Source organism: Streptomyces sp. ISL-100 (genome assembly GCF_018614615.1).
Taxonomy (GTDB): Bacteria; Actinomycetota; Actinomycetes; order Streptomycetales; family Streptomycetaceae; genus Streptomyces.
On record NZ_JAGGOK010000096.1, the window covers coordinates 1 to 25,774 of the forward strand.

At 71.2% G+C, this 25,774-nt stretch carries 20 protein-coding genes; 6 read left to right on the forward strand and 14 right to left on the reverse strand.

From position 1 onward, the window contains the following. Positions 1-333: 333 nt before the first annotated feature. Positions 334-1,341 (reverse strand): stage II sporulation protein M, encoded by a 1,008-nt coding sequence (locus J7E89_RS35075; protein ID WP_214979672.1) that lies wholly within the window; start codon positions 1,339-1,341, stop codon positions 334-336. 131 nt (positions 1,342-1,472) lie between these two features. Between J7E89_RS35075 and J7E89_RS35080 the strand changes: the two genes are divergently transcribed. Next, positions 1,473-2,468 carry an RDD family protein gene (locus tag J7E89_RS35080; RefSeq protein WP_214979674.1) on the forward strand — a complete coding sequence of 332 codons (996 nt, stop codon included), beginning with the start codon at positions 1,473-1,475 and terminating at the stop codon, positions 2,466-2,468. 541 nt (positions 2,469-3,009) lie between these two features. On the opposite strand, the gene J7E89_RS35085 is transcribed toward J7E89_RS35080, so the two are convergent. Together J7E89_RS35085 and ahcY are read right to left on the reverse strand one after the other, a co-directional pair. Next, the gene (locus tag J7E89_RS35085; RefSeq protein ID WP_214979676.1) at positions 3,010-3,624 is read right to left on the reverse strand and encodes a hypothetical protein; all 615 of its coding nucleotides are present in this window, start codon (positions 3,622-3,624) and stop codon (positions 3,010-3,012) included. Positions 3,625-3,730: 106 nt separating this feature from the next. Then, a complete protein-coding gene (gene ahcY, locus J7E89_RS35090; protein WP_214979678.1) occupies positions 3,731-5,188 on the reverse strand; it encodes an adenosylhomocysteinase in 1,458 nt (485 codons plus the stop codon). Positions 5,189-5,528: 340 nt separating this feature from the next. Here ahcY and lepB point away from each other — a divergent pair, with 340 nt between their 5' ends. Next, complete coding sequence (gene lepB / locus J7E89_RS35095; protein WP_308315704.1) at positions 5,529-6,353, forward strand: signal peptidase I; 825 nt, start codon at positions 5,529-5,531, stop codon at positions 6,351-6,353. A gap of 85 nt (positions 6,354-6,438) precedes the next feature. Here lepB and J7E89_RS35100 read toward each other — a convergent pair whose 3' ends face one another. The 6 genes from J7E89_RS35100 to J7E89_RS35125 form a co-directional block, all read right to left on the reverse strand. Beyond that, complete coding sequence (locus J7E89_RS35100) at positions 6,439-7,407, reverse strand: cation diffusion facilitator family transporter (protein WP_214979680.1); 969 nt, start codon at positions 7,405-7,407, stop codon at positions 6,439-6,441. A gap of 97 nt (positions 7,408-7,504) precedes the next feature. After that, a complete protein-coding gene (manA, locus tag J7E89_RS35105) occupies positions 7,505-8,677 on the reverse strand; it encodes a mannose-6-phosphate isomerase, class I (protein ID WP_214979682.1) in 1,173 nt (390 codons plus the stop codon). Positions 8,678-8,754: 77 nt separating this feature from the next. Then, the gene (locus J7E89_RS35110) at positions 8,755-9,888 is read right to left on the reverse strand and encodes an SIS domain-containing protein (protein WP_214979684.1); all 1,134 of its coding nucleotides are present in this window, start codon (positions 9,886-9,888) and stop codon (positions 8,755-8,757) included. 193 nt (positions 9,889-10,081) lie between these two features. Then, positions 10,082-10,264 carry a Trm112 family protein gene (locus J7E89_RS35115; protein ID WP_214979770.1) on the reverse strand — a complete coding sequence of 61 codons (183 nt, stop codon included), beginning with the start codon at positions 10,262-10,264 and terminating at the stop codon, positions 10,082-10,084. A gap of 678 nt (positions 10,265-10,942) precedes the next feature. Next, complete coding sequence (locus J7E89_RS35120) at positions 10,943-12,316, reverse strand: phosphomannomutase/phosphoglucomutase (protein WP_214979691.1); 1,374 nt, start codon at positions 12,314-12,316, stop codon at positions 10,943-10,945. Positions 12,317-12,376: 60 nt separating this feature from the next. Continuing rightward, positions 12,377-12,751 carry a DUF3499 domain-containing protein gene (locus J7E89_RS35125; protein ID WP_214979693.1) on the reverse strand — a complete coding sequence of 125 codons (375 nt, stop codon included), beginning with the start codon at positions 12,749-12,751 and terminating at the stop codon, positions 12,377-12,379. 321 nt (positions 12,752-13,072) lie between these two features. Between J7E89_RS35125 and J7E89_RS35130 the strand changes: the two genes are divergently transcribed. After that, positions 13,073-13,549, forward strand: coding sequence for a metallopeptidase family protein (locus tag J7E89_RS35130; protein ID WP_214979695.1), 477 nt, complete (start codon positions 13,073-13,075; stop codon positions 13,547-13,549). Between the two features lie 30 nt (positions 13,550-13,579). On the opposite strand, the gene J7E89_RS35135 is transcribed toward J7E89_RS35130, so the two are convergent. From J7E89_RS35135 to J7E89_RS35145, 3 genes are all read right to left on the reverse strand, one after another. Beyond that, entirely contained in the window at positions 13,580-15,124 is a 1,545-nt protein-coding gene (locus J7E89_RS35135; RefSeq protein WP_214979697.1) for a DUF5719 family protein, read from the reverse strand. After that, positions 15,121-18,885 carry a glycosyltransferase gene (locus J7E89_RS35140; RefSeq protein ID WP_214979706.1) on the reverse strand — a complete coding sequence of 1,255 codons (3,765 nt, stop codon included), beginning with the start codon at positions 18,883-18,885 and terminating at the stop codon, positions 15,121-15,123. Before J7E89_RS35140 ends, J7E89_RS35135 begins: the two co-directional genes overlap by 4 nt. 258 nt (positions 18,886-19,143) lie before the next feature. Then, entirely contained in the window at positions 19,144-19,407 is a 264-nt protein-coding gene (locus J7E89_RS35145; RefSeq protein WP_028810740.1) for a WhiB family transcriptional regulator, read from the reverse strand. A 715-nt stretch (positions 19,408-20,122) separates the two neighbouring features. Here J7E89_RS35145 and J7E89_RS35150 point away from each other — a divergent pair. Genes J7E89_RS35150 through J7E89_RS35160 form a run of 3 tightly spaced genes read left to right on the forward strand, consistent with a single transcriptional unit; the run spans position 20,123 to position 23,059 of the window. Next, positions 20,123-20,659, forward strand: a complete 537-nt coding sequence (locus J7E89_RS35150; RefSeq protein ID WP_214979709.1) for a cysteine dioxygenase family protein — start codon at positions 20,123-20,125, stop codon at positions 20,657-20,659. Positions 20,660-20,672: 13 nt separating this feature from the next. Next, on the forward strand, positions 20,673-21,629 hold the full coding sequence (gene cofD / locus J7E89_RS35155) for a 2-phospho-L-lactate transferase (RefSeq protein WP_214979711.1): 957 nt from the start codon (positions 20,673-20,675) through the stop codon (positions 21,627-21,629). After that, positions 21,626-23,059: a coenzyme F420-0:L-glutamate ligase gene (locus J7E89_RS35160; RefSeq protein WP_308315705.1), complete on the forward strand. Its 1,434-nt coding sequence runs from the start codon at positions 21,626-21,628 to the stop codon at positions 23,057-23,059. Before cofD ends, J7E89_RS35160 begins: the two co-directional genes overlap by 4 nt. Positions 23,060-23,565: 506 nt before the next feature. Here the strand turns inward: J7E89_RS35160 and J7E89_RS35165 are convergent. Next, positions 23,566-24,591, reverse strand: coding sequence for a DNA-3-methyladenine glycosylase (locus J7E89_RS35165; protein ID WP_214979713.1), 1,026 nt, complete (start codon positions 24,589-24,591; stop codon positions 23,566-23,568). 94 nt (positions 24,592-24,685) lie between these two features. After that, entirely contained in the window at positions 24,686-25,768 is a 1,083-nt protein-coding gene (locus tag J7E89_RS35170) for an NDP-sugar synthase (RefSeq protein ID WP_214979716.1), read from the reverse strand. Between the last annotated feature and the right edge of the window lie 6 nt (positions 25,769-25,774).

The following is a 25,774-nucleotide window of genomic DNA, read 5'->3' on the forward strand; positions in this document are numbered from 1 at the left end:
TCGGTATTTCGTGTTTCCAACCTTACCAGATCCGTTTTCCGTTCCGTTTCCGGTTCGGGGTTTGTTTCTGGTGGCCGCTGGAGTGGCCTTTGCCTTTCGGCTTGTCCCCGACATTATCAGAAGCATTTCCGCCGAGCTAATCGGCTTCGTGATTCCAATGTGTATCGAGAGGCCCTGAGGAGATGATCTCCTGGAGGGCGAGACAGATACTAACCGTTGCGAGTGGATACGTCCACCCGGTTCAACCGTTTAAATTTACCTCCCCACGCCAGCCGTGTCAACGGTTTTTGTGGGCGGACAGGACAGTACCAGGTCAGAGGGGTCGTACGCACATCACGCGGCGGTGGGGAGCTCGGCGCTGCGGTCGGCCTGCTCGACGTCGCCGCGGTCGCCGGCTCGAGCTGCTCGGCCGCCCAGGATGTAGACGTACGCAAGGAATGCCAGCTCGGCGACGACGCCGATGGCGATGCGGGCCCAGGTGGGCAGGCCCGACGGCGTAACGAAGCCTTCGATCAGGCCGGAGACGAAAAGGACCAGGGCAAGGCCGATCGCCATGCCGAGGGCGGCTCGGCCTTCTCGCGCGAGGGCCGCGCGGCGGGTGCGGGGGCCGGGGTCGATGAGGGTCCAGCCGAGGCGCAGGCCCGTACCGGCAGCTACGAAGACCGCGGTGAGTTCCAGCAGACCGTGCGGGATGACCAGGCCCAGGAAGACGTCGAGGCGGCCGGCCGAGGACATCAGACCGATGGCGACGCCGAGGTTCAGCATGTTGAGGAAGAGGATCCAGAGCACCGGGAAGCAGAGGAAGGCGCCCAGAACCAGGCACATGGCTGCCGCTTGGGCGTTGTTCGTCCAGACCTGGGCGGCGAAGGACGCTGCGGGGTGGCTGGAGTAGTACGTCTCGTACTGGCCGCCCGGGCGGGTCATGTCGCGTAGCTCTGCCGGGGCCGCGATGGCTGACTGAACCTCGGGGTGGGTGCCGATCCACCAGCCGATCACGGCAGCCACGGCGATGGAGAGCAGGGCCGTGGGGACCCACCAGTGGCGGGTGCGGTACATCGCGGCGGGGAAGCCGGACGCCAGGAAACGGGTCGCGTCGCGCCAGGACGCGCGGCGGGTACCCGCCACCGTGGCTCGGGCTCGGGCCACGAGCTGGGTGAGCCGCGCGGTGAGGGCGGGATCGGGGGCGCTGGACTGGATCAGCGAGAGGTGGGTGGCCGTGCGCTGGTAGAGAGCGACCAGTTCGTCGGCTTCGGCGCCGGTGAGGCGGCGGCCGCGGCGCAGGAGGTGGTCCAGTCGGTCCCACTCAGCGTGGTGGGCGGTGACGAAGACGTCGAGGTCCATGGTCGGCTGCTGCTCCAGGCACTAAGTCCGTACGGTCCGTACTGCGCGGCGCGCGCTGCGGGCCAGCTTGGCAGACTGGGGATCCAAGGGGCAGGGAAGGGCGGCCATGGGCGGCGGAGGGTGGGTTTCCGGTGAGTGAGCTTGTTACGGGCGACGCGGTTGTACTGGGGCTGCGGCCGGCGAGGCTGCCCAGCCGGGCGCTTGCTCTGGCGATCGACATGGCGGTGGTGTGGACGGTCTATCTGAGCGTGTCGGTTGGGCTGGCGATAGCGACTGCCTCGCTCGACGAGGCGGCCGGCATGGCGATAGCGGTTGCGTCGTTTGTGTTGGTGCTGGTCGGGGCGCCCATTGCGGTGGAGACGCTCACGCATGGGCGGTCGCTGGGAAAGATGGCCTGTGGGCTGCGGGTGGTGCGGGACGACGGGGGGCCGATCCGGTTCCGGCATGCGCTGGTTCGGGGGGCGGTGGGGGTCGTGGAGATCCTGATGACGTTCGGGGTCGTTGCGTGTATTGCTTCGCTCATTTCTGAGCGGGGGCGGCGGATTGGGGATGTGTTCGCCGGGACTCTCGTCGTACGGGAGCGGGTGTCCGCAGGGCGGGTGGGTGTTGTGCCGCCTCCGCCTCCGTGGCTGGTGGGGCGGTTCGCCGGGCTCGACCTGTCCGGGGTGCCGGATGGGCTTTGGCTTGCGATACGGCAGTACCTGACGCGGATGGGGCAACTGGATCCGCAGGTGGGTGCGGCGATGGCGGGGCGGTTGGCCGGGGACCTGGCGGCGCGTACGGGGGCGCCGGCTCCGCGGGAGGTGCCGGCGGCGGCGTATCTGGCGGCTGTGGTGAACGAGCGGCAGGCGCGGGACGCGCGGCGGGCGTTTGTGGGGGCTTCTGGATCTGGTGCGGTGAGTGGGGGTGCGGGTCCCGCTCCGGCTCCAGGGGGTTCGGTGGCGGCTCCTGTTCCCGCTCCGGGTGCGGGTCCGGGTTCGGCTCCGGGTTCGGCTCCGGCTCCGGCTCCGGCTCCGGCTCCGGTGGACGGTTCGGTGGACGGTTCGGTGGACGGTTCGGTGCGGGTGAGCGCTGGGTCGGAGGCGGGGGCCGCTTCGTCCGGGACTGGGTTCGCGCCGCCGGCTTAGGGCGGCGGGCTCTTTTTCCCCACCCCGCCCCTTCCCGTAACTGGGGCTCCGCCCCGGGCCCCGGTCCTCAAACGCCGGACAGGCTGGAATTGCTCGGCTGCGGGTAGCCGATGTTTCGCCCGGCCGGCTGAAGCCGCTCACTCGGCTCAGGGCCAGGTAGTTGTACCGGCCGCCGCATCGGCGGGAAACGCTCCGGTCGGGGGGCCGGGCGTACCGGCGCACTCGCTGAAGCCAGCCCGCTCAGAGGGCTGGGCCTACGAGCGCACTCACTGAAATTGGCACACTCAAGGGGCACGGCGTACCAGCCGCACTGGTGAAGTCGGCCCGCTCGGAGGGCTGGGCGTAGCAGCCGTACTGGGTGGAGCTGCTCTGGGTCCTGGGGCCGGGTGTATCGGCGATGGTTGAGGTTTCTCCGCTCGGGCGGGGGCGAGGGTACTGCCGACCGCGCGGGTTGGGTTCTCCGTACTTTCGGATGGAGAACTGGCGAACCTCGGTGCACCGCTCGGCTGACCTTGCGCATGCCCGTCGGCAGGTCGTTGCGTCAGGGGAAGGTTGAGGGTGGGGTTTCCAGGTGTTCCAGTTCGATGCCGGGGGCTGAGAGGACTACGTCGCCTGCGATGTGGATCTGGTGCTGTTCGCCGGTGTCCAGGGCGTTGACCTGGTATTCGTCCACCATCAGGGGGCCGTTGTCAGTGGCATGCGCTTCACTCTTCAGCAAGGCCCAGGACTGGTCGACGGTGCGGGGCGCCAGGACCGGGTCGGTGAAGGCGACCAGGCGGACGCGGGTGGCGGGGGAAGCGGGGGTGAGGCGGAGAAGGCGGGTGGTGGCGATGAGGAAGGCGGGGGATGTGCCGGTGAAGGTGTGGGCGGCGACGTTGCCTTCGGTGGCGTGAGTGCCGGTCGGGTCGGTGCGGACCCAGGTGACGCCGTCGATGGCTGCGCCTCGGACCTGCCAGCTTGAGGCGTGCAGTTCGAGACGGATGGGGCGGCCGAGTTCGTCGATGGCCAGGTCTACGGAGCCGGCGTGGTCGCCGGAGGGGGTGATGATCTGCGAGACGTAACGCCAGCCGGAAGGACCGGGGGCGCAGTGGAAGTGTTCTTCGCCGAGGGGGGTGTGGTCGTGAAGGTCGTGGAGTGAGTAGCGGCCTCGGGGCATGAGTCTGTCCGGTTCTTCGGGTCCGACATGGGGCAGGCCCCCGGCACGGGGGTGCGGGGGCCTGCCTGACAGCTACTGCTGCTACTGCTGCGGGTTGAGCTTGGGCTCAGTAGCGGTAGTGGTCGGACTTGAACGGGCCCTCGACCTTGACGCCGATGTAGGCGGCCTGCTCGGGGCGGAGGGTCGTGAGCTTGACGCCGAGGGCGTCGAGGTGGAGGCGGGCGACCTTCTCGTCGAGGTGCTTGGGCAGCACGTAGACGTCGGTCGGGTACTCCTCGGGCTTGGTGAACAGCTCGATCTGGGCCAGGGTCTGGTCCGCGAAGGAGTTGGACATCACGAACGAGGGGTGGCCGGTCGCGTTGCCCAGGTTCAGCAGGCGGCCCTCGGACAGGACGATGATGACCTTGCCGTCAGGGAACTTCCACGTGTGGACCTGCGGCTTGACCTCGTCCTTGACGATGCCGGGGACGGCGGCGAGGCCGGCCATGTCGATCTCGTTGTCGAAGTGGCCGATGTTGCCGACGATCGCCTGGTGCTTCATCTTGGCCATGTCCGCGGCCATGATGATGTCCTTGTTGCCGGTCGTGGTGATGAAGATGTCGGCGGTCGCGACGACGTCTTCCAGCGTCGCTACCTGGTAGCCGTCCATCGCCGCCTGCAGTGCGCAGATCGGGTCGATCTCGGTGACGATCACACGGGCGCCCTGGCCGCGCAGCGATTCCGCGCAGCCCTTGCCCACGTCGCCGTAGCCGCAGACGACGGCGACCTTGCCGCCGATCAGCACGTCGGTGGCGCGGTTGATGCCGTCGATCAGGGAGTGGCGGCAGCCGTACTTGTTGTCGAACTTCGACTTCGTGACGGCGTCGTTCACGTTGATCGCCGGGAAGAGGAGGGTGCCGTCACGGTGCATCTCGTAGAGGCGGTGGACACCGGTGGTGGTCTCCTCCGTGACGCCGCGGATCTCGGAGGCCAGCTGGGTCCACTTCTGCGGGCTCTCACCGAGGGTGCGGTTGAGGACCGTGAGGATGTGGGCGTACTCCTCGCTGTCCGCGGTGGAGGGGTCCGGGACGGCGCCGGCCTTCTCGAACTCGACGCCCTTGTGGACGAGGAGGGTGGCGTCACCGCCGTCGTCGAGGATCATGTTCGGGCCGCCGGTGGGCGTGTTCGGCCAGGTCAGGGCCTGCTCCGTGCACCACCAGTACTCCGCCAGGGTCTCGCCCTTCCAGGCGAAGACCGGGACGCCGGCGGGGGCGTCGGGGGTGCCGTTCGGGCCGACCGCGATGGCGGCGGCGGCGTGGTCCTGGGTGGAGAAGATGTTGCAGGAGGCCCAGCGGACGTCGGCACCGAGGGCGACCAGCGTCTCGATGAGCACGGCCGTCTGCACGGTCATGTGCAGCGAGCCGGTGATGCGGGCGCCGGCGAGCGGCTGGGTGGCGGCGTACTCCTTGCGGATCGACATCAGGCCGGGCATCTCGTGCTCGGCGAGAGTGATCTCCTTGCGGCCGAAGGCGGCGAGGGAGAGGTCGGCGACCTTGAAGTCCTGGCCGGTGGCGACAGTCGTCATGCGGGCTGCTCCTCGTGGATACGGGTCGAGGTGGGTACGGCTGACTCTGCGGCGGCGGGCATACGAGTGCCCGGGCGCTCGCAGCGCAGTCCGTCGGAGGCCCTCTCTCCCTCGGCCGGCCCACGGGACCGCCCGACCGCCATCAGCAGCGACGTCTGGCTAGGTCACGAATCTACACCGATCGGCCCAGTGATCCCCAGCCGCCCTGGTCAGCAGCGGGCTTTGCGGACTTTGCTCTGGTCGGCGGTGGTCGGCTGGTGGTCGGCTCGTGTACGTACTGACGTCGACGGGCTTGTAGGGTCGCGCTCGCGCGGCTGCCTCTGGCGACGAGCATCTGCGGGTGCGGGTCCTTGCGAACCTCTCGCGCAAGCGCGGTTCGGTAGTTGGTACGGGTGGGGCCGTCGGTGTCCGTACCGACGTGCTCTCCAGCATGTGCGAGCACATTCCGGGGTGGGAAGGCCAGGGAACCATGCGGCAGGCATCAGTGGTGGGTGGGCGGCGTCCGGGGAGAGGGCTGGTGGTCGCGGCGGTCGTGCTGCTGTTGGTGGGGGCGCCGCTCGTGGCGGTCGGTCTTGTCATGGGGCGGGGCGGGTATCAGGCGTCCGAGGTCGCCGCGGGGAACATGGAGCCGACGTACTCGCAGGGCGACCGGATCGTTGCCGAGGAAATAGGCGGCGGGGACGTCCGGCGTGGCGACGTCATCCTCTTCTCGGCTCCGGAGCGGGTCCCCAAGGGGCTCTCCTTCCAGCGGGTCGTGGCCGTGGGCGGTGACCGGGTGGCCTATCGGCATGGGGACAAGGCGGTGATGCTGAACGGCCGGCCGCTCGACGAGCCGTATGTCAGGGGCGGCGTTCCCGGCGTCTTCGGGGAGGAGTTCGACGTCAGGGTGCCCGAGGGGCGGATGTTCGTGCTCGGGGACAATCGCGAGAACTCGCTCGATTCGCGTTTCTTCCTTGACCAGCAGTCCGGCACTGTCGCCGTCAGCGCCGTGCGGAGCCGGGTTGTGGACGACTGGACGCTTCCGGTCCTGTTCGTGCTGGCCGGAGTGACCGGCGTCGTGGTCTTCCTGGTGGGGGTGGGGCTCGGGGCGGCTGCCTTGGCGGAGCGCCGGAGGTTCCCGGTTCTCCCGGTGCCGCCTTGGCCCACGCTGCCGCCGGGCAAGTAGCGGAGGGCAGAGGTACGAGGCTGACGTAGCTGAAAGGCCCCCGCCTGTGGTGGCGGGGGCCTACGTCGTGCGGGGCGTACGGGCGTCAGTGTGCGGACGGGTCGCCGGGGGTGACTGCCGGGTTCGTGCCCGCTTCTGCCGCCGCCTCGCTGTAGATGTCCGGCTCCAGGTAGATCACGCGGGCGATCGGGACTGCCGCGCGGATACGGTCCTCCGCCGCGTTGATCGCGTGGGCGACCTCCGCGGCCGTGTTGTCGTGCTGGACCGCGATCTTGGCTGCGACGAGGAGTTCCTCGGGGCCGAGGTGGAGCGTACGCATGTGGATGACGCGGGTGACCGTGGTGCCGTCGACGAGAGCTGCCTGGATCTTGTCGACGTCTTCTGTGCCCGCCGCCTCGCCGAGGAGGAGCGACTTCGTCTCGGCCGCCAGGACGATCGCGATGATGATCAGCAGGACGCCGATGCAGAGGGTGCCGATGCCGTCCCAGACGCCGTCGCCCGTGACGATGGCCAGGCTTACGCCGACGAGGGCCAGGATCAGACCGACCAGCGCGCCGAGGTCCTCAAGGAGGACGACCGGCAGCTCCGGGGCCTTCGCGCGGCGCACGAACTCCTTCCAGGAGAGGTTGCCGCGGGTCTGGTTGGACTCCACGATCGCCGTACGGAAGGAGAAGGTCTCCGCGATGATCGCGAAGACGAGGACGCCGACCGGCCAGTACCACGCCTCGACGTCGTGCGGGTGCTTGATCTTCTCGTAGCCCTCGTAGATGGCGAACATGCCACCGACGGAGAAGAGCACGATGGAGACCAGGAAGGCGTAGATGTAGCGCTCGCGGCCGTAGCCGAAGGGGTGTTGAGGCGTTGCCTCGCGCTTGGCCTTCTTGCCGCCGAGCAGCAGCAGGCCCTGGTTGCCCGAGTCGGCGAGCGAGTGCACGCTCTCCGCGAGCATCGAGGACGAGCCACTGAAGAGGAACGCCACAAACTTGGCTACTGCGATCGCGAGGTTGGCGGCGAGTGCCGCCACGATCGCCTTGGTTCCGCCTGACGCACTCATGGGTGCCGGATGTCCCTTCCTTGGTGCCGCGGCCCTGGCGCCGCCCTACGGCCGGTCATTGTTGCAGCTTGCCGCGGCAGTCCGTGCGGACGGTACGTCAGGCGACCACTGTTGCGCGGAAGAGTGTGCCCGTACCGGACAATTCGACTGATTCGCCTGCTGGCGTGAAGGCGGACTCTCCCGGTGCGAGGGTCAGTTCGCCGGCGCGGACCTCGCCTGCCGTGCAGAGGAGGATCTGCGGGGTGGCGGACGGGAGGGTGCGGGGTGCGGCGCCCGGCGCCAGGACGTGGCGCGAGAGGCGGAATTCGTCGATCGGGGTGTCGTACAGCTCTTCGCCGGTGGAGGACGATGCCTCCGGGCGCAGGATGCCGGGGTCGCGGGCCTCGAAGCGGACGATGCGGAGGAGTTCGGGGACGTCCACGTGCTTGGGGGTGAGGCCGCAGCGCAGGACATTGTCCGAGTTCGCCATGATTTCTACGCCGAGTCCGCTGAGGTAGGCGTGCGGGACGCCGGCGCCGAGGAAGAGGGCCTCGCCGGGTTGTAGTTGTACGTAGTTGAGCAACATGGCGGCGATGACGCCCGGGTCGCCGGGGTAGTGGTGCGCGAGGGTCGCGTACGGGGCGTACGCGCCGCCCAGGCGGTCCGCGGCGGCCGCGGCGGATGTCACGGTCTCCGCCATTTCGGCGCGGTCCGCTGTGAGTACGGCGGTGAGGACCTCGCGGAGGGCGGCATCTTCGGGGTGGGCGTGCAGGAGGTCGACGTACGGCTTGAGGGAGTCGACTTCGAGTGCGGCGAGTACGTCGGCCGATTCGGCGGGGGCGCGGAAGCCGCAGAGGCCCTCGAAGGGGGTGAGCGCGCAGATCAGTTCGGGCTTGTGGTTGGCGTCCTTGTAGTTGCGGTGCGGGGCGTCGATGGGGACCCCGGCGCGCTCCTCGGCGGCGTAACCCTCTCTCGCCTGTTCGAGGTTGGGGTGGACCTGGAGGGAGAGGGGGGCGCCGGCCGCGAGGATTTTGAGGAGGAAGGGGAGGCGGGGGCCGAACTTCGCTACCGCGGCCTCGCCCAGTTCGGCTTCGGGGTCGGCGTCGATGACTGCCGAGAGGGGCTGTTCACCGCCCGTGCCACCGCGGTTGATGCGGGAGGGGGCGCCCGGGTGGGCGCCCATCCACAGCTCGGCCTGGGGCTCGCCGGTGGGGGCGGTGCCGAGCAGGGCCGGGATGGCTGTTGTGGAGCCCCAGGCGTAGGGGCGCACGGTGTTCGAGAGGCGGTCCATGAGGCTTCCCCTGCGTGTGGTGGCTTTTGAGTGTGGTGCCCCCCGTGCGACCTGGAGTCGCCGTCAGGTGCTGGCGCTCATGATCGGCCTGCGGAAGCGAGCGCCAGGTAAACGGCGGCGAAATCCGTGATGGCGAGCATCTCGGCGAGGTTCTCCAGGTCGCTGCCGTCTTCCGGTTCGATCTCGCTGATGGCCGTGTCGTGGCTCAGCGCGAGCTCCCGGGCGGCGGGGGCCGCGGTCATTCCGCCGGTCGGGCGGTCCCGCAGGAGCACCACGCGGGCGTGCAGTGCCTGTGCCTCGTTGACGCGGTCGCGGAAGAAGTCGTCGGGGTCGGCGCCGGCCGCGAAGGCTCCGGAGAGGAGAACGCCGTGGGCGGGCAGGGCCTCCGGAAGCTCGGCGTCGAGGGCGGGGCGGCCGGCCAGCTCGGCCAGTACGGCGGAGAAGCGGCGGCCGACGGGGCCGGCGTACGCACCCTCCGTCCAGATGAGCGGGAGCGAGTCGGCGAGCTCGGAGGCGAGCGTCTTGGCCGGGTTGCTGTACATCGCGATGGCCGGGCCGCAGCGTTCCGCGGTGCGGTCGAGGCGGTCGGCGACGAGCCGGAAGGTGTCCGGGGGTGCGGTGATCAGGCCGAGGCGGTCGAAGAGGACGAGGAGGGGGGTGAGGAGCGCCCAGAGCGCGCTGGGGCCGGTGGCGGTGCCCTCGTCGTACTCCTCGTACGGGGCCGTCGCCATCGGTACGACCAGGCCGTGTACGCCGTTGACGGACTCGCTCAGCGGGGAACGCTGCGGGGCCACGGCGACGACCGTGCAGCCGCGGCGGTACGCCTGCTCGGCGAGGACGGCGAGGCCGGGTTCGGCGCCGTCGGGGGTGACGAGGAGGAGGAGGTCCACTGAGCCCGCCCAGCCCGGGAGCGCCCAGCGCAGGGCGCCGGCGGCGGGGGCCACTCCGGTGGAGTGCAGCCGGGTGACGGGGCAGGCGGCGCCGGCGAGGGTGGCGAGGAGGTCGGCGACGCCGTTCGCGGCGGTGCCGGGGCCCGCGATCAGTACGGCGCGGGGCCGGCCCTCGGGCTTCATTTCCGCGAGGCCGGCCTCTGTGGCGTGCCGGGCGGCGGTGCGTACGCGGGCGCCGGCCTCGGCGGCGCCGCGCAGCAGGCCGCGGCGGTCGGCGCGGGCCAGGGACTCCGGGTCGTCCAGCAACGACTCGTCGAGCATGCTGCGGGCCTCCGATCGCCGGGCGCTTGGCCTGTGGTGGGGCGCTGCGCGGGGGTGGTGGGGAGTGCGGGCGGTTCGTGCGGTTTGGGCTTGGTCGCGTGCGGTGTGGTGCGGTGCGGGCTTGCTTGCGGCGGGCTGCTTGCGGGCCGCCGCGTGAGTGCGGGCCTGCGTTCAGGTGTGCGGGTCGCCTGCGTCAGGCGGGGCGGCGGGCCTCGTCGACGAGGAGGACCGGGATGCCGTCCCGTACTGGGTAGGCCAGGCCGCAGGCCTTGCTGGTGCAGATCAGCTCGGGAGTGTCCGCGGCGGACGCGTCGCTGAGGGGCGCGTGGCAGGCGGGGCAGGCGAGGATCTCCAGAAGGCCGGCTTCGAGCGGCATGGGGCGGGTCCCTTCGAACATGCGGATACGGCTACGGATTGGGCCAGGTCAGCCTACCGCCGGGTGGGGAGCGGCGCGGGCTGGCGGGGCGAGGTGTTCCTGGCAAGTGAGGAGGAGCGGTTGGCGGGTGGATCGCTGCGGGTTGGGCGAGACGCGGCGGATGGCGGGGCGGGGTGCGGTGGGGCGGGGTGCGGTGGGTGTAGGGGCCGCTGCGCGGAGCTTGTCCCCTCCCCGCCCCTTCCCGAAACTGGGGGCACGCCCCCAGACCCCGGGTGGGTGGAGGCGGTGCACCCCGCACCTGGATGCGGCAGCTTCGCGCCGCAGGCGCGGAGGCGGGGCGCGCCCGGCCGGCGCGGCGGGACCGTTCCGGCGCGGCGCAGCCGGCACGGACGGCCCAGCACGGCACAGGACGTCGCTGGCCAGATCGCAACGGGACGACCCGTGCGGCGCGGCCTCGGACGGAACGACCCGTGTGGCGCGGCCCAAGCCGTGGGGCCTGTCCCGGGACGACGTGGCGCGACTCGGGGCTGGCCGGCACGCCGCCGCAGGCGCGGCAGGGCGCGGCGCAGGCCAATGGGGCGGTCCCCGACGCAGACATGGCCCCGCCGAGCGGACCGGCCTACCGCGAGGCGAATGGGGCGTTCACCCCGCAGGCAGGCGGAGACCTGGCACGGTTCGCTAGCTGCGGACCAGGGTCAGGGCCTCGTCTCGGGTCTTCGTCATGGTGGGCTCGTCCCTTGCCTCGACGTTCAGGCGCAGCAGCGGCTCCGTGTTGGACGGGCGCAGGTTGAACCACCAGTCGTCGGCCGTGACCGTCAGGCCGTCCAGTTCGTCGATGGTGATTCCGTCGCGGCCGGCGTACGCCGCCTTGACCGCCGCCATGCGGCCCGCCTGGTCGTCCACCGTGGAGTTGATCTCCCCGGAGCCCGTGTAGCGGTCGTACTCGGCAACCAGGGCCGAGAGGGTGCCGTCCTGGCCGCCCAGGGCCGCCAGGACGTGGAGGGCGGCCAGCATGCCGGTGTCCGCGTTCCAGAAGTCCCGGAAGTAGTAGTGCGCCGAGTGCTCGCCACCGAAGATCGCGCCGGTGCGGGCCATCTCTTCCTTGATGAAGGAGTGGCCTACGCGGGTACGGACCGGCGTGCCGCCGTGTTCCCGGACGACTTCCGGGACGGAGCACGACGTGATCAGGTTGTGGATGATCATGCCCTTGCCGCCGTTGCGCGCCAGTTCGCGTGCGGCTACCAGCGCCGTGATCGCGGACGGCGAGATGCCCTCGCCCCGCTCGTCCACGACGAAGCAGCGATCCGCGTCGCCGTCGAAGGCCAGGCCGAGGTCGGCGCCGGTCTCGCGGACCTTCGCCTGGAGGTCGACGAGGTTCTTCGGGTCGAGCGGGTTGGCCTCGTGGTTCGGGAACGTGCCGTCCAGTTCGAAGTACAGGGGGATGAGGGTCAGCGGGAGGGAGGCAAAGACCGTGGGGACCGTGTGGCCGCCCATGCCGTTGCCCGCGTCGACCACGACCTTGAGGGGGCGTATCGCGGACACGTCGACCAGCGAGAGGAGGTGGGCCGCGTAGTCGTTCAACGTGTCACGCTGGGTGATGGTTCCGGTCACGGTCGCGGTCCCGGTCGCGGGCGAAGTCCCGGTCTCCGACCACTCCTCCACCAGCGCGCGGATCTCCCCCAAGCCCGTGTCCTGGCCCACCGGCGCCGCTCCCGCCCGGCACATCTTGATGCCGTTGTACTGCGCGGGGTTGTGCGACGCCGTGAACATCGCGCCCGGCAGCCCCAGTTGCCCGGAGGCGAAATAAAGCTGGTCGGTCGAGCAGAGACCGATCTCCGTCACGTCCACCCCGCGCGCCGCCGCCCCGCGCGCGAACGCCCGCGAGAGTCCCGGCGACGACGGCCGCATGTCATGCCCGATGACGATCGCTTCGGCCTGCGTCACCTGCGCGAACGCGGCTCCGAAGAGTTCGGCCAGTGACTCGTCCCACTGGTCGGGGACCACTCCGCGCACGTCGTACGCCTTGACGATCTGCGACAGATCAGCAGCCACGGCCAGCCCTCCTGAAGTCCTGTAGGTCGGCACTAAAGCTACCCGTAGGGGACTCGGGCTTCAGGAGTCCGGGGAGCGCAGGACTCGCAGATGGCCGCGGCGCGCGACCTCCATCGGGTCCGCGGTGCGTGGCCCGCCGCCGGCCTCCGCCGCGCGCTCGTGCGGCCTGGCGGCCTCACGTACGGCATTGGCGAGCGCTTCGAGATCGTCGCCGCTGGGGTGGGACGGGGCCGAGCCGTCGACGAGCCGGAGAACCTCCCAGCCGCGTGGCGCGGTCAGCCGATCCGAGTGCTCGGCGCACAGGTCGTAACAGTGGGGCTCGGCATAGGTGGCGAGCGGGCCGAGGACTGCGGTCGAGTCCGCGTAGACGTACGTCAGTGTCGCGACGGCAGGGCGGCCGCACGCGGTGCGCGAACAGCGACGTACAGGGCTCACGATGTTGGACGGTACCGCACTCTTGACCGGGCCGCGACGACTCTCCCCCACGTCACTCCACCGTGTCGCGGGTCCCCCTGTGTCCCGGTGACCCCTTGCGCAACTGCTCTGACCTGCGCGGAGACCGGTGGGCACAGGCGGTGACCGGACCGCTACCAGTCGCCACTTGGGGCAAATGCCGTCAACCGATGCGAGATCGCCGGTCGCGTACGGGCGTGAAATCGAGCCCAATCTTGGCTGGAATGCTCAATATGCGACATGCCCGCTGCCGCCCCTCCGCCGCGATTCAACCGCCCCGATGAGGGCTACCCTGCGTCAGTGATGGACAGTCCCGTACCTCCCCTCCCCACCGGCCCCGGCCCCCGGCGGCGCGACCGCCACGGGCGCGGCATGCGTGGCCCGGTGGCCCCGCCCCAGGTGCCTCTCTCGACCAGTCGGGCCGCCGCTTTCGGCGACCTCGTACAGGACTCCGTGGAGCGCCTCGAACGGCGGTGGCCGCAGCTCGCCGAGGTCGACTTCCTGGTGCTCGACGTGCCGCCCGCGGGCGGCGGTGGCGGTGGCGGTGGCGACGATTCCGGCGCGTGGGCCGCCGAGTCCGTACCGCTCGGCGGGATGATCGCCGCGACGAGCGCCCATCCGGCGCGGATCGTCATCTACCGGCGGCCCGTCGAGATCCGCACCAAGAGCCGGGACGAGCGCGCCATGTTCGTGCACGAGATCGTCGTGGAGCAGGTCGCGGAACTGCTCGGCCTGTCACCGGAGTCGGTCGATCCCCGGTACGGAGACGAGCAGGACTGACCCCGGTCGGAAGAAATCGGAAGAAAGGCGTCAGTCGTCCAGTACCGACAGGTCCTGTTCCGCCTCCGGCACCGAGACCATCCCCCGGTCGTCCGGCATCGTCTGCACGGTGAACATCGGGATGCCGTCCTCGGGCAGTTCGAGCGCGCGCGACGCGTGGACCGGGCCGCCCGACTGCGGTTCGACCGTCAGCGCGTACGAGCCCTTGAGCCCGGACGGCACCGGCGCCTTCACCGCGAGCGTCGTACCCGCCTTGACCTTGTACGTCTTGACGACCGGCTCGCCGCCCCCGCTGCCCGCCGACGCGGTCACCTTGACCTCGGCGGCGGCGCCGGGCGCGGTCAGCGAGAGCACCGACCCCTTCGCCCTGTTGTCGGCCACCGTCGCCCGCTCGCCCACCTGTCCGGTTGCCGGGATGTACGCGACCTCCTGGGCGGCGCCCTTGCCGCGCACCACGCGCAGCGCGGCGACCACCGGCGTCGGCCGGCCCTGCGCGGCCGGGCTCAGCAGCAGCGAACCCGCCTCGCCCTTGGTGACGTCCTTGAGGTCGACGGCCGCGGTCATCCCCGCCTTGACGTGCAGGGTCTCGTGGCCGGCCGGCGTGATCGAGCCGGTGGGGCTCGCGAGCCGCACCTTCAGGTCGGCGTCGTCGTCACCGGGCGCGAACACCACCAGGCGTACGGACGTCGCGTCCGCCGGGATGCCGGGGAGCACAGCGCTGCCGGACGCCTCGGCCGACGCGGCCAGCCAGTCGCTGCCCGCCTCCTCGTCCACGGCCTGGACCACGGCGCCGACGCGGCCGGTGCGGGTGGTGACGTGGACGCTCACGTTCTCGGCGCTGTCGGCGCTCAGCGTCGACAGCAGTACGGGCACGCTGGACCTCGCGGGGACCGTGATGCCCTCCCCCGAATCCGACTCGATGGCGCCGTCCTTGCCGTACAGCTCGATGTCGGCGACAGCGGCGGTGTCGTCCGGGTTCGTGAGGTGTACGTAGTCCTGCCGCTCGTCGGCGGTGCTCGCACCCGGGAACCAGAAGTTGGTGTCGGGCGCGGTGCAGCTCACGCCGAGTACGCCCCGGCCCTGGCCCGCGGTGACCTTGGTGGTCTGCTGGGCGGCCCAGCCGGGGGCCAGGCGGCCGTCGGCGGAGCCTACGAGGGCCGGGGCCTCGGCGGTGTTCGCCTCGGCGGTCACGGGCTTGCCCGGTTCCTTGAGGGAGATGACCGGCTTGCTCTCGCCCGGCTTGCCCGCGTCCTTCTCCTTCTTCTCCTTGTCCTTGCCGCCGTCGTCGGGGGCCGCCAGCGTGGCGTCCGTCGGGACGAGTTCGGCGGAGCCCGCCTTGGCGTCCGCGTCGCCCTTTCCTGCCGGGGTGAACGACGTGTACGCCGTCTCCGCCAGGTCGGACGCACTGGGCGCGGGGCACAGCAGGCTGGAGCGCTCCACCGGCATCCGCCCCGGGGTCGTCGCGTCGGCGGCGGCCTCGGTCGTACCGCCGTCCGGCGTGGAGACGACGGCGAACCCGGTGACCGCGGCGAGCGCGGTGGCGGCGGCGATCAGGGAGAGGGTGGTGCGGTTCATCGGTTGTTGCTCCCGTCGGGACGCTGCTCGGGCTCGTTGCCTTCGTCGGCGTAGGGCTGCGGCTGCTGCGGCCCGTAGCCGTACGGGTCGTACTGGCCTTCCTGGTACGGGTCAGCCGCCTGGTACTGGCCCTCCTGGTACGGGTCCGGCTGGTACTGCCGGCCGCCACCGTACTGGCCGGCCTGGTACGGGTCGGCCTGGTACTGCTCGCCGCCGTAGCCCTGCTGCTGGCCCTGTGCGTACGGCTGCTGCTCCTGGCCGCCGTACTGCCGGCCGTACTCCGCGCCCGGGTACGACTGCGCGTCCCACTCGCCGTACGGCTGCTGTTGCTGCTCCGGTACGGACGCGTACGCGGCGGTCTGGTCCTGCTCCTGGGGAAGCTGGGCGTAGGGGTCCGCGACCGGCGGGGCGGGGGACTGTGCCCCGGCCCCCTCCCCCGCGTCCACATCGGCGTCGACGTCCGCGTCCGTCTGGGGGGCGTACGGGGCTTCCGCCTGCGCCGCCGCGCGCAACCTGCGCGCCCTGCGGCCCTCGCCCGCCACCGGCTGCGCGGGTACGTCGATCTCCTCCTCCGGCAGGTCGTCGTCGACTTCCCGGCGGCGGCCCGGAAGGGCGAGCACCAGCAGGAGCAGGGCGAGGCCGACCTGGGTCCAGATCCACACGGTGTGGGTGACGGGCACCTCGTACGTGAGGTCGAGCCGGCCGCCGTCGGCGGGCAGGACGAAGCCCTGCGCCCAGCCGTCGACGGTCTTCTTCTCCAGTACGGTCCCGTCGAGCGTGGCCTGCCAGCCCTCGGCCGCCGAGTCCGCGATCCGCAGGATGCGGCCCGCTTCGCCCGCCGGGATCTTGGTGTGCGCCTCGACCGGGCTCGACGCGACGGACAGCGGCTCGCCGCCCTCCTTGCCGGAGACGATCGTGGCCCGCGCGACCTGGCGGTCGACGCGCCACAGCGCGCTGCCGTCGAGCTGGCTCAGCCGGCTCAGTCCGGGCGTCGAGTCCAGGACGCGGCTCATCGCACGCGGGGCCCCGTCGCGTACGAGGACGTAACGGACGGCGTATCCGCCGAGCTGGTCGGCCTGGTCGGCGCCGGAGCCCGCGACCAGGTTGGAGACGATCTTGTCGAGCTGCGGGCTGCTGCCGCCCGCCTCGGCGAGCTCCCCGTCGCCCAGCCGGGCGCCGGAGCCGCGTACGAGCGTGTACGAGACCTTCGCGGCCGACGTACCGCCGAGGACCAGGGTGCGTGCCTGGTCGCGGGTGCCGCTCTCTTCCGCGACGAACGCCGGCACCTGCACCGGGTCGCGGCGCTCCAGCGGTCCCGCGGCGCCGCCGATCATCCAGCCGGCGGCGGCGAGCAGCGGTCCGGCGGCCGCGGCGAAGGCGATCAGTACGGCGACGGGCTGGCGCCAGCCGAAGCTCTGGGTGGCGACGCGCTCACGTGCGCCGTCCGCGCCGAGCACGGTGGCGCCGATGAGCGCGAGACCGTAGACGAGGGTCGCGGGACCGGCCCAGCCGCCTTCAGAGCTGTTCGCGAATACGGCGAAGAGGAGGGACACGAGTGCCGCGACCCACGCCGCGCGGATGGGATACGTCCGCTCGCCGCGCAGCAGGGCCGCCAGCGCCGTGAGGACGACGCCGATGAGCAGCAGCCCGCCGGCCGCCTTGGGACCGCCGGGGCTCATGCCGAGCAGGTCGAGTGCGCCGGCCGGGCCCGTACTGAAGTCGAGGCCCGCCTCACGGAAGAAGCCGGAGGGGCTGGTGAGGAGGGAGAGGGACCAGGGGGCCAGCATCAGCACGGGTGTGCCGAGCGCCGCGAGGAAGCGCAGTCCGTACGCCGTGATGTCGTCGCGCCGCACCGCCAGTACGCCGATGCCGAGCACCAGGGCGATGGGCCACACGATCGGCGTAAACGCCATGGCGAAGGTCAGCAGGAGCGCGTACGCCCAGACAGCGCGCCAGCTGGAGCGCGCGCCCCCGGCGCTGAAACCGCTCGCGGCAACGGCGCAGCGTGCGATGAGCGGCAGCAGGACCGCCAGAACGGCCGTCCCGAGCCGGCCGGTCGCGAGGGCGCCGGTGGCGGCGGGCAGGAAGGCGTACGCAACGGCCGCCCAGGCGCGCAGCAGCCGGGACTCGACGAGCGGACGCGAGACGAAGTACGCGGTGAGGCCGGCCAGCGGCACCGAGCAGACCAGCAGCACGGTGAGCGCGAGGCCGGTGGAGCCGAGGAAGACGGCCGACAGGGCGGCGAGTACGGCGAGGTAGGGCGGCGCCGTCTGGGTGCCGCCGGTGCCGATGGGGTGCCAGACGTCGGCGTACCGCGACCAGAGGCCGGACACGTCGGCGGGGGACGGCAGCAGGGCGCCGCCTGCCAGGGAGCCGCCGCCGAGGAGCCCGCGGCAGGCGATGAGGGAGACGAAGAGGAGCAGTACGAAGAGCATCGGGCCGGGCTTGCGGGCGATCCGCTTCAGCCGCGCGAACTGCTCGATCTCCATGTAGTCGGCGTCGTCGCCGCCGGGGCCCGACTCGACGACCCCATGGCGCGAGCCGGAGGCGGAGTCGGGCTCGGAGCGGGAGCCGAAGCTGCCCGCGACCTGTTCGAAGGTTGCCCGGATGGTCGCGCCGGTGGGGGGGAAGAGCGGGCGCAGTTCGCTCGCGTCGACCCTGCCCTTTCCGCGCCGCCTTCTGGCCGCGAGGATCTTGCCGGGGCGCAGCAAGGTGCCCATCAGGCCGGTGACTTCGTCGACCGCCTGTCCCGGGACCTTGCCGAGGAGGTAGGCGAGGGTGCGGAGCAGGGTGCCGAGGACCAGGCGCAGCATGACGTACGGGAGGGCGGGGCCGCGCGCGTTCACGAGCATCGCGTAGACGGCGCCCGCCTTGTCGACGCGGTGCGGGTTGGCGACCGAGCGCCCGGCGCAGTCGATGGGCCTGCGCTCGCGCGCGGACGCCTCGGCGTGCCGCAGGATGGCGTCGGGGGCGACGAGGACGCGGTGGCCGGCGGCGTGGGCGCGCCAGCACAGGTCGACGTCGTCACGCATGAGGGGCAGCCTGCGGTCGAAGCCGCCGAGCTCTTCCCACACGTCGCGGCGGATGAGCATGCCGGCGGTCGACACGGAGAGTACGGAGCGGACCTGGTCGTGCTGGCCCTGGTCCTGCTCGCGACGGTCGAGGCCGGTCCAGCGGCGGCCGCTGTTGGCGATGGAGACGCCGACTTCGAGCAGCTGCTTCCGGTCGTACCAGCCGCGGAGCTTGGGGCCGATGATCGCGGCGTGCTCGTCGGAGTCGGCTACGCGCAGGAGTTCGGCGAGCGCGTCGGGTTCGGGCGCGCAGTCGTCGTGCAGCAGCCACAGCCACTGGACGGGGTCGCCGTGCGGGAGTTCGGGCATGTCGTACGCGTCGTCGCGCCACGACCTGCTCACCGGGTCCCAGCCGCTGGGGCGCTTCAGGTAGGGCAGTTCCTCGGGTGTGAGGACCTGGGCGGTACGGACCGCCTCGTCGACGGCGGTACCGAAGCCGGAGCGGCGTGCGAGGTGCAGCACGCGTTCGGCGCCGATCGCTTCGGTGACGAGTAGCGCGGAGTCGTCGGCGCTGCCGGTGTCGGCGGCGACGACGTTCTGTACGGGGCGTTCCTGTCCCAGGAGCCCGGCGAGCGCGTCGGGCAGCCAGCGCGCGCCGTCGTGGGAGACGAGCACGGCGGTGACGACATGCCGGGGGAACTCGGGAGCGGCCGCCGCGTACGGCGCCGACGTTTGGCTGTGCACGGACATCGGGGTACGGGCCCTCCGGCCGGGGTCCGGGGGTCGTCCCCCGGAAGGCTGCTGTCTGACTGCGTGGACGCGCGCGACCCTTGGGGGTTTTGATGCGTCTCGGACAGCGCCCCACACTAACGGCTGGGCAACACAACGGTCCGCCGCCTGCGGCCTGGGGCCGGGCGACGGACCGGTTGATACGTGCACGCTTGTGCTATTTGGCCATTTGGCGTGCGACTGGGTGGGCCAGTCAATGGCGACAGTCGGGCGCGGCAGTCAGACCGCGGCCTTTTTCAGTCGTCGGCGTTCACGCTCGGACAGACCGCCCCAGATGCCGAATCGTTCGTCGTTGGAGAGTGCGTACTCGAGGCATTCAGAGCGGACTTCACAGGCGAGACAGACCTTCTTGGCCTCGCGGGTGGAACCGCCCTTCTCGGGAAAGAAGGACTCGGGGTCGGTCTGGGCGCACAGAGCGCGCTCCTGCCAGCCGATTTCCTCGTCCGCGTCCTCGACCAGCAGTTGCTGGAACAGCTCGGTCATGTGCGCCCCTCGTCTGTCTTTGCTTCCCCGTGATGTAGTCGTTGCCGTTTTCGGCCGAACGACACGAGTGAAATTACAAGTGTGCGGATCCGGGGCAGTCAAGCCGAGATCTGCTATTGAGCCGGTTATTCACTCTGCGGAACCAAAGCTATGCGGAAAGTGTTCAAATCGCCAAAAACAGTGACACATGCCAATGGCGCATCCACGGCCGCCTCCACACCCCCTCACCAGGGTGAGATGCGGTGGGCTTTGATCTTGTTGCAGTTGATCCGCGGAAGCGATCCGGATCACAGTCCGGTCGCGACGCCTCAACGACGTTTGCTTGCGCGGTTGATGCGCCACTTCTCCGGGGAGTCGGCTGCACAAACCTTTCTCCGCATCCATTAACCGGATGAGGTGAAACATTACCCCCAAAACGGTCACGAGGTTGACAGGGAGTGAGCAAGCAGGTCTCCTTGAACACATGCCAGTGACCGCAGTGCTCCCCGGGACCCACACACGTGGGTTCCGTTGCGCTGTCCAGGCTCTCTGTTGCTGTTGCTGTTGTTCCAGCTGTTGAAGCCGCCGCGCTCCAGCTGACTCTCTGTAGCTTTTCGCTACGCCTTTCTGTCTCGCGTCTCGCGTCTCGCGTCGTACGGCTTGCGTCTTGCGTCTTGCGTCTTGTGACATCCCTCCTTGCGACACCCCGACACCCCTGCCGAGGAACCCCCGCATCATGAACAGCAGCGACAGCGACCTCCAGATCGCCGGCGACATTCTCGCCGTCCAGCACCTCCTTCAGCCCGCCCGTGAGCACCCGGCCACCGTCGCCGAGTTCGCCGGCCTCGCCCGCTCCATCGCCGCCGACCGTGCGCAGTGGGAGCACCTCGTCTCGTACGACGCCACCAGCCGCTGGTACCACCGGCTGCGTACCGGACCCGGATATGAGGTCTGGCTGCTCAGCTGGGTGCCCGGTCAGGGCAGCGGCATGCACGACCACGGGCCCTCGTCCGGCGTACTGACCGTGCTCGACGGTGAGTTGACCGAGCGCGCGGGCGCTGTGCAGCGGGTGCTGGGGGCGGGGTCGCAGCGGGTCTTCGCGCCCGGGTACGTCCACGAGGTCGTCAACGACGCGCTGGAGCCGGCGGTCAGCCTGCACGTCTACTTCCCCGGGCTCACCGAGATGCCGATGCACTCGGTGGACTCGCTGCATTCGGAGCATGCGGCTCAGTGCTCGCCGGCTGCCCAGCCCCAGGATGTCGTACCGGCCTGACAGACTGCTGTGCATGCGCATTGTGGTTCTGGCAGGCGGTATTGGTGGCGCTCGCTTCCTCCGCGGCCTCAAGTCGGCCGCGCCTGACGCGGACATCACCGTCATCGGCAACACCGGTGACGACATCTATCTGTTCGGGCTCAAGGTCTGCCCCGACCTCGACACCGTGATGTACACCCTCGGCGGTGGCATCAATGAGGAGCAGGGCTGGGGGCGTGCGGACGAGACCTTCCAGGTGAAGGGCGAACTCGCGGCGTACGGCGTGGGGCCCGAGTGGTTCGGGCTCGGCGACCGTGACTTCGCGACGCACATCGTCCGTACGCAGATGCTCGGCGCGGGTTATCCGCTGAGCGCGGTGACGGAGGCGCTGTGCGAGCGGTGGCAGCCGGGGGTGCGGCTGCTGCCGATGTCCGACGACCGTATCGAGACGCATGTCGCTGTTGATGTCGGCGGGGAGCGGAAGGCCATTCACTTCCAGGAGTACTGGGTGAAGCTGCGTGCGTCCGTGGACGCGCAGGCCGTGGTGCCGGTGGGGGCGGAGCAGGCGAAGCCGGCGCCGGGCGTTCTGGAGGCCATTGGTTCGGCCGACGTGATTCTCTTTCCGCCGTCAAATCCGGTGGTGAGCGTGGGGACCATCCTGGCCGTGCCCGGCATTCGTGAGGCGATCGCCGATGCGGGGGTTCCTGTGGTCGGGCTTTCGCCGATCGTGGGCGACGCGCCTGTGCGGGGCATGGCCGACAAGATGCTGGCCGCGGTGGGTGTCGAGTCGACCGCCGCTGCTGTCGCCCGGCATTACGGGTCGGGGCTGCTCGACGGGTGGCTCGTCGACACCGTCGACGCGGGTGTGGTGGAAGAGGTCGAGAGCGCGGGGGTCCGGTGCCGGGCCGTTCCGCTGATGATGACCGACGTCGAGGCCACGGCGGCGATGGCCCGGGAGGCGTTGGTCCTCGCCGAGGAGGTACGGGCGTGAGTGCGGCGGGGTCTGGGGCGGGGTCCGCAGCGGCCCCGGAGCCGGGGGTCGGGTCTGGCCCCGAGGCGGGCTTCGCGTCTGACCCCGGGCCGGGCTTCGGGGCCGCTCCGTCCTTTCGGGTGTGGGCGCTGGGCGGGATGCCGGAGGTCCGGGCCGGGGACGACCTCGCCAAGCTGATCGCGGCCACTGGGCCCGGGCTCGTCGACGGGGACATCCTGCTGGTCACCTCGAAGATCGTCAGCAAGGCGGAGGGCCGCGTCATGGCGGCGGCCGACCGCGAGGCGGCCATCGACGCGGAGACGATACGGGTGGTCGCGCGGCGCGGCACGCTTCGTATCGTCGAGAACCGGCAGGGGCTCGTCATGGCCGCGGCCGGGGTCGACGCGTCCAACACCGCGGCCGGGACCGTGCTGTTGCTGCCGGAGGATCCTGATGCTTCGGCCCGGGCCATCCGGGAGGGGTTGCGGGATGCGCTGGGCGTGGACGTGGGGGTCGTCGTCACGGACACCTTTGGGCGGCCGTGGCGCAACGGGCTGACTGATGTCGCCATCGGGGCGGCTGGGGTGCGGGTCCTCGATGATCTGCGGGGCGGGAGCGATGCGTACGGCAATCCGCTGAATGTCACTGTCGTCGCTGTCGGGGATGAACTGGCGGCGGCCGGTGATCTGGTGAAGGGGAAGGCGCAGGGGCTGCCGGTCGCGGTGGTGCGGGGGCTTTCGCGTGTCGTGGGTGGCGGTCGGGGTGGGGGTGACGGTGGCTCTGATGCTGCGGATGTCGGCGGGCGGGCGCTGGTCCGGTCTGCGGCCGACGACATGTTCCGGCTCGGGACGTCGGAGGCTGTGCGGGAAGCGGTGACGTTGCGGCGTACGGTGCGGGACTTCACGGCCGAGCCGGTGGATCCGGCGGCGGTACGGCGCGCTGTCGCGGCGGCGGTCACGGCGCCCGCGCCGCACCATACGACGCCTTGGCGCTTCGTACTGCTGGAGTCGGAGGGGGCGCGGGTGGCGCTGCTCGATGCGATGCGGGACGCGTGGGTCGCGGATCTGCGGGCCGACGGGAAGTCGGAGGAGTCCATCGCGAAGCGCGTGCGGCGGGGGGATGTGCTGCGGCGGGCTCCGTATCTGGTGGTGCCGTGCCTGGTGATGGACGGCTCGCATGTGTACGGGGACGCTCGGCGGGATGCGGCGGAGCGGGAGATGTTCGTGGTCGCGGCCGGTGCGGGTGTGCAGAACTTTCTGGTGGCGCTGGCGGGTGAGCGGCTGGGGTCGGCGTGGGTTTCGTCGACGATGTTCTGCCGTGAGGTGGTGCGGGAGGTGCTGGCGCTGCCGGAGGGGTGGGACCCGATGGGCGCCGTGGCGGTGGGCCACGCGGCGACCCCGCCGAAGGAACGGCCGGCGCGGGACGCTGAGGCGTTCGTGGTGGTGCGCTGAGGTGGGGGCGGTGCGGTGGCGTTGGCCGGGTCCGGGTAGGGCGCAGCCCCCTGGGCGCCGGGGCGTTGGGGTCGGTGCCGCGCCGGGCCGTCTCCTCGGACGCCGAACGTTCGGGCACCGGACTTGTTCGGGCCCGTTGCATTCGACGCCCTGCGGGGAGCGCCCCGACACGTCCCCTCCAGCCACCGCGACAGACGAGGCAGGGTAGGGCGCAGCCCCCTGGGCGCCGGGGCGTTGGGGTCGGTGCCGCGCCGGGCCGTCTCCTCGGACGCCGAACGTTCGGGCACCGGACTTGTTCGGGCCCGTTGCATTCGACGCCCTGCGGGGAGCGCCCCGACACGTCCCCTCCAGCCACCGCGACAGACGAGGCAGGGTTGGGCGCAGCCCCCTCGACGCCGGGGTCATCTGAAGCGACCACCGGGCCGCAGGAGCCGACGGTGGGCCACGGGCCAATGGAGGGTTGTGCCTCTCGACGCAGCGGGCGGCACTGGGAGGGGTTGCCGGGGTTACAGGGCCGCTATGTTGCGCGGGGTCATCCGGGGGGCGCGGCGGGGTGGGGTCTGGCCTGAGAGGAGGATCAGGCGGGCCACTCGGTGGCGCTGGCCCGCGTACGGGGCCAGGAGTTCGAGCATGGCCGCGTCGTCCGCGTCGCGGTTGCCGGCCAGGGCGTAGCCGACCGTGCTCGGCAGGTGGTAGTCGCCGACCGACACCGCGTCGGCGGCGCCGTTGCTGCGCTGCAGGGTCTCCGCCGCCGTCCAGGGGCCGATGCCCGGGATCAGTTGCAGGCGGGCCGAGGCGTCGTCGAGGGACATCCTGGACGCCTCCTCCAGGCGCCTCGCCACCCGTACCGCCCGCAGGATCGTCGTCGAGCGCTTGCTGTCGACGCCCGCGCGGTGCCACTCCCAGGACGGGATGAGGGACCAGGTTCGGGCGGAAGGCATGACGTGCATACGGCCGTCCACCGGGCCGGGGGCCGGGTCGCCGTACTTGCGGAGCAGCAGGCGCCACGCCCGGTACGCCTCGTCCGTCGTGACCTTCTGCTCCAGGATGGAGGGGATGAGGGATTCCAGGACCAGGCCGGTGCGCCCCAGCCGCAGGCCGGGGCGGCGGCGCCACGTCTCGGCGACGATGCGGTGTCGCGGCACGAAGGTGGACGGGTCGTCCAAGGAGCCCAGGAGGGGTGGGAGTTGGGTCAGGAGCCAGTCGGCGCCCTCGCCCCAGGCCTTCGCCTCCACGGCGCCGTCGCGTGCCGCTATCCGCAGGGTGCCCGGGCCCGCCGGCGTGCGGCACGTACGCCAGAAGGCGCCGTCGGGGGTCGTGCGGAAAGAGGGGTCGGCCGGGCCGCGGCGGAGTGGGCCGAGTACCAGGGCCAGGTCCAGCGGTCCCGATGGTGTCCAGGTCCGGGTGCGCGCGGCCGTCTCGCCGTCGGCCGGTGTGGGTGCGCTCTGGTGCGGAACCGTCGGCGGCGTCGCCGTGTCGCCGCCCCGCACCGTGGTGCGGGTGACGGGGCGGGGCGCGAAGCGGCCTGACACGGGTGCGGTCCTTGGTGGGGCGGTGAGGCGGTGGGTGGCGGTGTTGGCTTCGAGCCTACGGGTTCCGCCGGGGCGACGATGCGCGCCCGCGCGGTTACTGGTCCGACGAGAAGCGGAGCGCGGCGTCGGGGAGCGATGCGCCGCACCACACCCGTACGCCCTCGCGCAGCTCGTTGTCCGCCCCCACCGTCGCGCCGTCCCCGATCACCGCGCCGGACACGATCGTACGAGCGCCGATCCTGGCGCCCGCGCCGATGAGGGAGTCGGTGATCACCGCGCCCGCCCCGATCACACAGTCGGGCAGGAGTGCGCTGCCGTCGATGCGGGCGCCCTCGCCGACGACCGCGCCCTCCCCCACCACCGTGCCGCCGGTCAGCTTCGCGTCGCCCGCCACTGACGCGGTCGGCAGGACCAGGCGGTCGCCGCAGCGGCCGGGCACCGCCGGGGACGGGGCGCGGCCCAGTACCAGGTCGGCCGAGCCCCGGACGAAGGCCTGCGGAGTGCCCAGATCCAGCCAGTACGTCGAGTCGACCATGCCCTGGAGGTGCGCTCCGGAGGACAGGAGGTCGGGGAAGGTCTCGCGTTCCACCGAGACGGGGCGGCCCGCGGGGATCGTGTCTATGACCGAGCGGCGGAAGACGTACGCCCCCGCGTTGATCTGGTCGGTGACGATCTCCTCGGGGGTCTGGGGCTTTTCGAGGAACGCCGTTACCCGGCCCGTGGGGTCGGTGGGGACGAGGCCGAAGGCTCTGGGGTCCTCGACGCGGGTGAGGTGCAGCGAGACGTCCGCGCCCGATGTGGTGTGAGTGGAGACCAGGGCTCCGATGTCGAGGCCCGTGAGGATGTCGCCGTTGAAGATGAGGACCGGGTCGTCGGGGGACGAGTGGAGGCGCGACGCCACGTTGCGGATCGCGCCGCCGGTGCCCAGTGGTTCTTCTTCGGTTACGTACTCCAGGTGCAGGCCCAGCGCGGATCCGTCGCCGAAGTACGGCTCGAAGACCTCGGCGAGGTACGACGTCGCGAGCACGATGTGCTCGACTCCGGCCGCCCGCGCGCGGGCGAGCTGATGGGTCAGGAAGGGGACGCCTGCCGCCGGGACCATCGGCTTCGGTGTGTTCACGGTGAGCGGGCGCAGCCGGGTGCCCTTGCCGCCGACCAGGAGGATCGCTTCAGTCACCTTGTC